This is a genomic window from Methanobacterium formicicum (genome assembly GCF_029848115.1).
GTDB lineage: Archaea > Methanobacteriota > Methanobacteria > Methanobacteriales > Methanobacteriaceae > Methanobacterium > Methanobacterium formicicum.
The window spans coordinates 1-8,153 of sequence record NZ_JARVXG010000006.1; the positions used below are offsets into that span (position 1 = coordinate 1).

Consider the following 8,153-nt stretch of genomic DNA (forward strand, 5'->3'; position numbering starts at 1 on the left):
TTAGTGACTATAGTCACTAAAATCTTTTTAAATTATAACCGATTGTGAAGCCACGGTATGGTATAGAGAAGTAATTTGATGTAGGCGAAAAGATGAAACAATACCAAAACCTGCAAATGAAACTCACTTTCATTGTATTCACCGTTCTGGTTGCAGTGGTACTGAGTGGAGCAGCTTCAGCTGCTCTGGTTTTACCAGAACAAAGTTACACCAGTGCATACGTGGTGGAAACTGGGTATTCTTTCACTGGACCTAATTCTATACAGGATGCAGTAGATAACTACGAAACCAACGATGGATACCAAGTACTACTTGAACCCGGAAACCATGATGAACAGATAGTCGTCAACAAAAACCTCAACTTAACTGGCATGGGGGCCAATCCAGAAGACACTGTAATTCAAGCTACCAGTGATGGTGCAACAGTAACCATTGCACCAGGAGTAGTGGCGGCCCTTGAAAACCTTTCCATCTGGAATTATGGCAGTGGACAGACCATAGAAAACAATGGACAGCTAACCCTTATCAACTGCTTCGTCAACGGTAACTTCGTGGCTAATGAAGTTATGGGAGCTGCTGCCGGGGGAACTACTGAAGTCACTGGAACCCCTGGAGAAACTACCCTAGCCACAACTGAAACCATGCTCGTAACCAGTGCAGATGGAACTACCGATACTACTGGAAGCAATGTTGTGGGTGAAACCACCTTAACTGGCACTGAAAACACGATTTCTACCAGCACCGAAGAAACAACATCCTCCGATGACCCTGGAATACCATTAGCTTCACTTGCTTCTGGGATGTTAATGGTCATGGGCGGAACTGTAATTTCAAAAAAATAATCTTTTTTTTATCATTTGGAGTTATCGACTAATACTCATCGTCTAATTTAATGTATTGTAACCATAATGAGAGTTGGGTAACTAACCAGATGTATAACAAGTTATTATTGTAAATTCCTTGATTAAATTTTTTTTGGATGGTCTGGATTTTTTCTAAATTGACGTAATTTGCTATTATTTCACTTTTTTCATTAATTATCCTCTCGATTTCCTTTTTTTCATTTATTAAAAAATTATTCTGATATATATTATTAGCTTCGGCTTTAAAAGGACGCCATTGGATTTCTTGTGGTAAAATTCCATCCATTGCAATTCTCAGTATATATCGGCTCCACCCAAATTTAACTTTCATATCAGTTGGTAATGAATAACAGAATTCTATGAGTCTTTTATCTAAAAAAGGGTATCTCGGCTCTATATTATGCTTAGCGAATATATTATCCATTTCTTCCAATTCGTATAGATCTGAAAAGCGGTTAATAATGAAATGATGATATTTTTTATAACTGTTAGCTTCTGAAACTGGTTCCCAAAATAATCTATTTAATATCTGTTCTGCATCTATTTTCTTGGCAAATTCTTTTTCCAAAATTGTAGTACCGGGTCTCCGTTCTTTATTAGAAGTCCCTAAATTTTTTATTTTGTCTGGTATCAATGAAAAGATTATATCTAAGATTATTTGAAATGAATTACTTTTTGTGATTTTTGAATAATTTCTTATTTCGTTCATCAATTTTATCCATTTAAAATTAACAGCTAATTCTCTAAAATAAAAAGTACCATAAGAGATAACTGCATCCCCCCCCGGTTCCACGTAACTGAATCCTAACTTCATTCTCATGTATTTTTTTACATAAATTCCACATATTAACGAGGAAGGGTGAATAAAATGGTTGGTCTTGATAATCTAAAATAGTTTTAAAATCTTTTAATAAGCCTATTGTGTCATTAGGGATAAAATTTGGGACTATGTTATCCATATTGGTGACTTTTTTAATATAATTATATTCGGAATTGTTCTTAGATTTACTAGAGACAAAAGAGAAAGTATTTATTTTTTTCAATTTAATAGCTTGTTTAGTTATTAAATGTTTAACCATACATACTATTGAAGATGAATCCAGACCTCCACTTAAATCAAATCCTATTGAAAATTCACTTCTCAAACGACAATTAATAGATTCTTCGAATATTTTGAGGAAAGTGGCTATATATTCATCCTCAGAATTTAATGATATTTCGAGATCAGGATCTAATTCCCAGTACTTTCTGAATTTATTCTGGTCTTTAGTTATGATCACAGAATGAGCGGGAGTTAAAGAATAAATATTTTTGTAAAAAGTAGATTTATTATCCTCAATTTCCATTAGGAATAAACCAATTTTTTCTTCATTTAATTTTAGTTTTATTTGAGGAATGTCAAAAAATGCTTTGAGTTCCGATGCGCATACGAATAAATTATCAGATAAATAATAATAGAATGGTTTTACTCCCATATGATCTCTAGCACAAAAAAGCGTTTCATCATTAGGATCCCAAATAACAAATGCAAAATCACCTAAAAGATATTCTGGACATTTTTCCTTCCATTTTTCATAAGCTCGCAATATGAAATAAGTGTCAGGTATATTATCATGGTCCTCTACACCTAATAATTTAGATAATTCGTTTCGGTTATCAATTCGAGCATCTGCGGTTATAACCAAACCTGTATCTTCTTCGAAAAAGGGGAGTTTTTCATTTACAGATTCGGGAGTTGTCCATAACATTTGATGACCTAATCCCATAGGCCCTTCACACCACACACCTGAATCATCCGGACCACGATGGGATAATTTAGTAGTCATTTGGTCAATAATTTCAGGTTCGATATTTTTCCCCGTTCGGTAAAAAATAGCAGTAATTGCACTCATTTATTCACCAATATTCAGTATCTCTTGTAACGTCATTTACAATAGTTTGGGACACATCTTTGAGGCAAGTTAAATCATGGGGGAGGGTTAATAGTTTCACTGGGATATTATCCACAATAAAAGAATTGTCCTGGAGATTATTTACTCTTTTCGTGGGAGGCAGCGATTTTATAGTATAAGAATATGCCAATAGATTTTTCAATGCTTTTTGCGGTTTAAGTGTTTTTATAGATAGGTCTTTTCCTGATTCCAATATGTAAATTCCTCTAAATGGGATTTCGGTTGGTAAAAATCCTCTTTCGGTTTTAACGTAATTACTCTTCAACTGATTTTTAAAGACTATTACTTCTTTTGGATCTATGCCCTTTGAATCAATAACTTCTTTTGAAAGTTTCAGCCGGGGAAATCCTGGTTTCACTTTTATATTGTCTTGGTTGATAATAACTGGAAGATAATCATCACAAATTACAGGATTACCCATTTCATATAGGCTCATAGCTAGTGTAGACTTTCCAAAGCCACTATTTCCGAGAAATGCAACTGCTTTGCCTTTAATGTTGGAAGCACTGGCATGAAAAATATGATAACCCCTTTGTTGTAGTAACACTCCCATAACTGTTCCCATTATAAACATCTGAATAAACTCTTTATCTGCAAAGGGCTCTATTTCAATAGTTATTTTGGATCCATTTTCAATTTTAAAAATTCCCACATCATCCCAGAATAAATAAAGCGAGTCTTCAAATGATTTAAAATTTTTCCCAGTAACAAGGGCTGTTTGAGGTAAATCTACTTTGCCCTTTACCAATTTAATATCAGCATAATTCGGATTATAATTTTCTGGAATTCCTTGAAGCTTTATTTCCGAATGAATATTAAGGCCATATGCATTGTAAATCATTTAAATCAAACTAAAAGGTTTCATAAAATAGTTATTAATCCTTTTTCTAATAAATTCTCAACTAATTCAATTAGGTCAGCATAACAAGTTTCTTCATCGATTGAATATTCTTCTAAAATTTTATCACTAATTTTTCCAATGCTTTCTTTATTTTGAATATGTTTCCAAATCGTAGTTCCCACTGGATTGAGACCGTAATATACTCCATCTTTCATGTTTAAAATAGCAGTTTCTTCACCCAAATCACAAGAAACTACCTCTTTATTTATCTTAAATTTTGATTTTCTATTTAGATTCATAATCAATCCCTCAAATAAAGCACATCTGGATATTAATATTTGTAACCAATATTGTTAAACAAAGTAAATATGCTCCTTGGGTAGAGTAAATTTTATATGGGGTAAACATAATTATTATAATTGATGATACAAAAAGGCATTTACAAAAAACCCAAACTGATTACCCATGGCAATGTGGATGACATTACTCTTGGAACAGCTCCAGGTGGACTCGAAGAACCCGGGGGTAAACAACCTTCAGGTGGTCCAGTTTAAGATTTTTCATTTTTTTTAATTTTATATATTCAGTTCATTCTCCAATATATCTATAACTAATTATTGAAATATCTCATTAAAATGAAAAAAAGTAATTAAGTTATTTTAGACTATGGGATGAACAACTGTTTGTGCGTTGTTGGAAGGGTTCCAGTCGTATTGTGCGGGGGTTCCCGTTCGTGTTGCTGTGTTTTTAATTGTTCCAGTAGTGTTGATTTCGGCTATTATTATTAGTATTTTGGTTTGGTCGTTTGTGTTGAAGTTGCCTATGTCCCAGATTCCGGTGTTCTTGTTGTATGATGTTGTGTTTTCTGTCCAGGTGATTCCTCCGTCTGTTGAGATGAGGTTTTTTGTGTATATTAATCCGTTAGGTAATTGGTCTAGTATTTGTAGTCCTGTTGCATTGTCTGGGCCGTTGTTTTTGACTGTTATGGTATATTTAATGTATTGTTTTCCTTGTTCCGTGTAATTTTCTTGTGTTTGTGTGACATCGATATCGGCTGCGGGTGGTGTAGTTATTGACACGCTTTGATAGTTGTATTTTGTTGTCATGTCTTTTTGGTCGACACTTATTAGTGAGGCGTTGTTTGTTAGGCTGGGTGTTTTGTCGCCGGATTTTGTTACCATTAAATAGACGGTCATGAATGCTTGTCCGCCTTTAGGCAAGTAGTCGATGTACCAGGTTATAATGTTTCCTGTTCGTTCTGTTCTTCCGACTCCTTCACTAGTATGACCTATGTATTCGAATCCATCACCTATTGTGTATCGGATCACTATATTTGTTGCATCGTCGTATAGTGCGGAGTTTCTTACATCAACTATGAATACTGGAGTTCCACCCACGTTGTATTTTTCAAGGTATTTTCCTTCTGAAGGGAGGTAATACCAAGGATATTGTAACACATGAATATCTACAGCAGGGATATACAAATTAAATGTTGTGGAAGTTCCGGTTACAGGATCGTACTCATTCTGGCTATTTTTTTCAGCAGTGTTAGTAACTGTTGTCTGAGGAGTAGCAGTTCCAATAATAGTTAAAGTTGCGGTTTCACCGTTTAACAATTCAGGTATGGTCCAGATTCCAGTATTGGAGTCATAAGTTCCAATACTTGGAGTTACCGTCACTCCGGTTAATCCGGAGGGTATTAAGTCAGTTATTTTTATGTTAGTGGCTGTATCGGGCCCATTATTGGTTGCATTAACTGTGAAAGTTACCACATTGCCCTGGTAACTTCCAGTCTGATTTAGGGTGACATCCGCCATTTTAGTGTAAACCGGGATACTGGTACTATCTCCGGGGTAAGGGTTGTATTCCGTCTGGAAAATTTCAGTTGCACGGTTGGTTATGCTGGTTCCAGCCATGCTGGTTCCAGCTTTACCGATTATGGTTAAGGTGGCTGTGGTGAATTTTGCCAGAAAAGGAATGGTCCAGATTCCAGTGTTAGGGTCATATGTTCCCACTGAAGGGGTTACAGTGACACCTGTAAGTCCAGCGGGGATTATGTCCCGGATCTGGATATTAGTAGCATCATCTGGACCACTGCAGTAAGCGTTAACCACAATGGTCACATCATCGCCCACATTCACATTCACGGTTCCGGTACTCTGACCATTCACAGTCTGGGTTATTATAGGGTCTGAGAGTTTGGTGTAAACCGTGGTACTGGTGCTTGCTGCTGATGGGTTATATTCCGTTTGTGCTGTTCTGTTAGCATAATTTGTAGTGGTTAGTCCGGCCATGGCTGCGGTGACTTTTCCGGTTATGGTGAGTATGGTGGTTGCACCACTGTTTAAGATTCCAATATTCCACAGCCCAGTGGAAGGGTTGTAGGTTCCAGTTCCAGTTATGGTGTAGGTTAAATCCGTTAGTCCACTTGGTAATAAGTCAGTTATCTGCAAGTTGGTGGCTGCGTCCACTCCTCTGTTTACTGCAGTTATAATGTAAGTTACAGTGTCGTTCACATTAACCGTGGCACTGCTACCATTATTGACAGTTTGGGTTACTACCACGTCGGCTATTTTTGTGTAAACTCCGGCAGTGGTGGTTGTAGGCTGATTGTTGTACTGTTCCTGGGAAGTTCTGGTGGCAGTGTTAGTGGTGGTTAATCCGGCCATGGCTGCTGTGGCAATTCCAGTAATTCTCAGGGTTGCACTGGCACTGTTGGCCAGTGTGGGTATGGTCCAGACACCATTGTAGTAGGTTCCCACAGATGGGGTCACGGTGACTCCACTTAGACCTGCAGGTATGATATCACTAATTAATATACCCGTTGCTGTGTTGGGGCCGTTGTTGGTGGCGGTCACAGTATAGGTTACAGTGTCACCTACATTCACCGGGGTGCTGGCACTTTGGGTTAAAGCCACATTGGCGGTTGATGCGGTCTTTATTATGGAAAATGCAGATATGGTCAAGGGTAAAACATTCCTGGCCACCAGGTTCTGTTTCCGGACACTGGCGTACTGGTCATCGTATAATAAGTTACCATAATTTCCACTGACATATGCAGTTACCACAGAGTTACTATTGTTTCCGAGGGTTAAAACTGTGGAAACTTGGCCATTAGCATCAGTAGTTCCGGAAGTACGGCTTAAACTTCCACTGGTTTTTTGGAAATTGACTGTAACGCCTTGTAGCGGGTTGCCATTAATATCACGAACTGTTGCGGTTACAGTTACAGTTTGACCATTGGCTACGGTGGTTGTTTCCGGGGTTACCGTTATACTGTTAGGGTAAGAAGGTATAGTAGCGGCGTTAACTGCATTAATAATAGCCCATGCCCTGGTCCTGACAGATGTGTCATCACTCCACCAATTCCGAATCACACCATCTCTGGGGGCAGTCATGTACTGGTAGTAGGTGCCTACCGGGGCAGATGCATCGTAAGTACCATAGTGCACAGAAGTGAAGTACCAGATTGCGCACTGTATGGCAGCTGCTTCATTATCGGATGAAGGGTTGTAATGATTTAATATGTAACTAACTTTATCCCATTCAACCTCAGTGGGGAGGTCCCCGGCAGTTCCGGGGAGGGGTCCATTAACCAGTAAGGTGTCACCGGTACTGATGGGGGTGAAAAGGTCAATACAATAAGCAGTATAGGTTGTCCCGTCAACTCTAACGTTAATGACACCGGCAAATCCGTCTTTGTTCTGTCCCTGGATGTAAACACTTTGACCATTACCGGTACTGGTTAAACTTGCTGTTTTGGGGGTTAACTGGAAGTCTGCAGTACCATATTTGTTGGGGTCAGTGGGATAATTGGGTCCGTTAGTGACAGTTACACTTTTGGTAATGGGGGTACATCCAATGTAACTGGCTATAATGTTAAAAGTCGTTTCAGTGCTGTAGAAGTTCAGTGTGTAATGTCCATTGGCGTCAGTGGTGGTGCTGCCCATGACTACTCCACTGGTTGAATTTGCAATTACTGTTGCGCCTTCCAAGGGCCTTACGTGGCCATATTCATTTACAGTTACTGTTCCGCTTATAATTGGATCTGAACCAGTAGAACAGTCACTGGTAAGATCAATAGAAGTATTAGTAGTGTTTCCTGTTCCATTCATTGCAGCTGCAGATGTGCCTAAAATAGTAAAAACAAATGCAAATGCTAGAATGAGCATTAAAAAATTCTTTTTGATTTTAATTCCAATTCCCCCATAAATATTATAAGATTAAACCCTGGTTGAGGATTATATTATATGGACTTTCATTTGTTGTTGATGGTGAGCAATATAATCTTTAGATGTTAATATTCTCTACCTAAAGACTTGGTGATGGTGATATATAAAGGTTCCTAAAAACCCTATTTTAACTGTGAACAGTGTCACAACCTCCTTTATAAAAAGGTGACATGCTTCACAAAAATGAGATTAAAAACTATCAACAATATTTCCATCCGAAATTTAACTTTCTGATAAAATAAAATTTGGTGAAGATCTTCACCAA

At 37.7% G+C, this 8,153-nt stretch carries 7 protein-coding genes; 2 read left to right on the plus strand and 5 right to left on the minus strand.

Annotated features, from left to right (window positions below; all coding sequences use genetic code 11):
* Positions 1-92 precede the first annotated feature (92 nt).
* Positions 93-842 carry a right-handed parallel beta-helix repeat-containing protein gene (locus QC759_RS00100; RefSeq protein ID WP_048071947.1) on the plus strand — a complete coding sequence of 250 codons (750 nt, stop codon included), beginning with the start codon at positions 93-95 and terminating at the stop codon, positions 840-842.
* 28 nt (positions 843-870) lie between these two features.
* Here QC759_RS00100 and QC759_RS00105 read toward each other — a convergent pair whose 3' ends face one another.
* The 4 genes from QC759_RS00105 to QC759_RS00120 are packed head-to-tail and all read right to left on the minus strand — an operon-like array spanning position 871 to position 3,955.
* Positions 871-1,572 (minus strand): asparagine synthase-related protein, encoded by a 702-nt coding sequence (locus QC759_RS00105; protein WP_279844522.1) that lies wholly within the window; start codon positions 1,570-1,572, stop codon positions 871-873.
* Between the two features lie 34 nt (positions 1,573-1,606).
* The gene (locus QC759_RS00110) at positions 1,607-2,755 is read right to left on the minus strand and encodes an asparagine synthase-related protein (RefSeq protein WP_279844524.1); all 1,149 of its coding nucleotides are present in this window, start codon (positions 2,753-2,755) and stop codon (positions 1,607-1,609) included.
* Between the two features lie 4 nt (positions 2,756-2,759).
* Positions 2,760-3,656 carry a phosphoenolpyruvate carboxykinase (ATP) gene (locus QC759_RS00115; protein ID WP_048071946.1) on the minus strand — a complete coding sequence of 299 codons (897 nt, stop codon included), beginning with the start codon at positions 3,654-3,656 and terminating at the stop codon, positions 2,760-2,762.
* 20 nt (positions 3,657-3,676) lie between these two features.
* Positions 3,677-3,955 carry a PqqD family protein gene (locus QC759_RS00120; protein WP_048071945.1) on the minus strand — a complete coding sequence of 93 codons (279 nt, stop codon included), beginning with the start codon at positions 3,953-3,955 and terminating at the stop codon, positions 3,677-3,679.
* A gap of 120 nt (positions 3,956-4,075) precedes the next feature.
* On the opposite strand from QC759_RS00120, the gene QC759_RS00125 reads away from it, so the two are divergent.
* Positions 4,076-4,210 (plus strand): hypothetical protein, encoded by a 135-nt coding sequence (locus QC759_RS00125; protein WP_279844527.1) that lies wholly within the window; start codon positions 4,076-4,078, stop codon positions 4,208-4,210.
* A 105-nt stretch (positions 4,211-4,315) separates the two neighbouring features.
* On the opposite strand, the gene QC759_RS00130 is transcribed toward QC759_RS00125, so the two are convergent.
* A complete protein-coding gene (locus QC759_RS00130) occupies positions 4,316-7,828 on the minus strand; it encodes an Ig-like domain-containing protein (RefSeq protein ID WP_082055684.1) in 3,513 nt (1,170 codons plus the stop codon).
* Positions 7,829-8,153 lie beyond the last annotated feature (325 nt).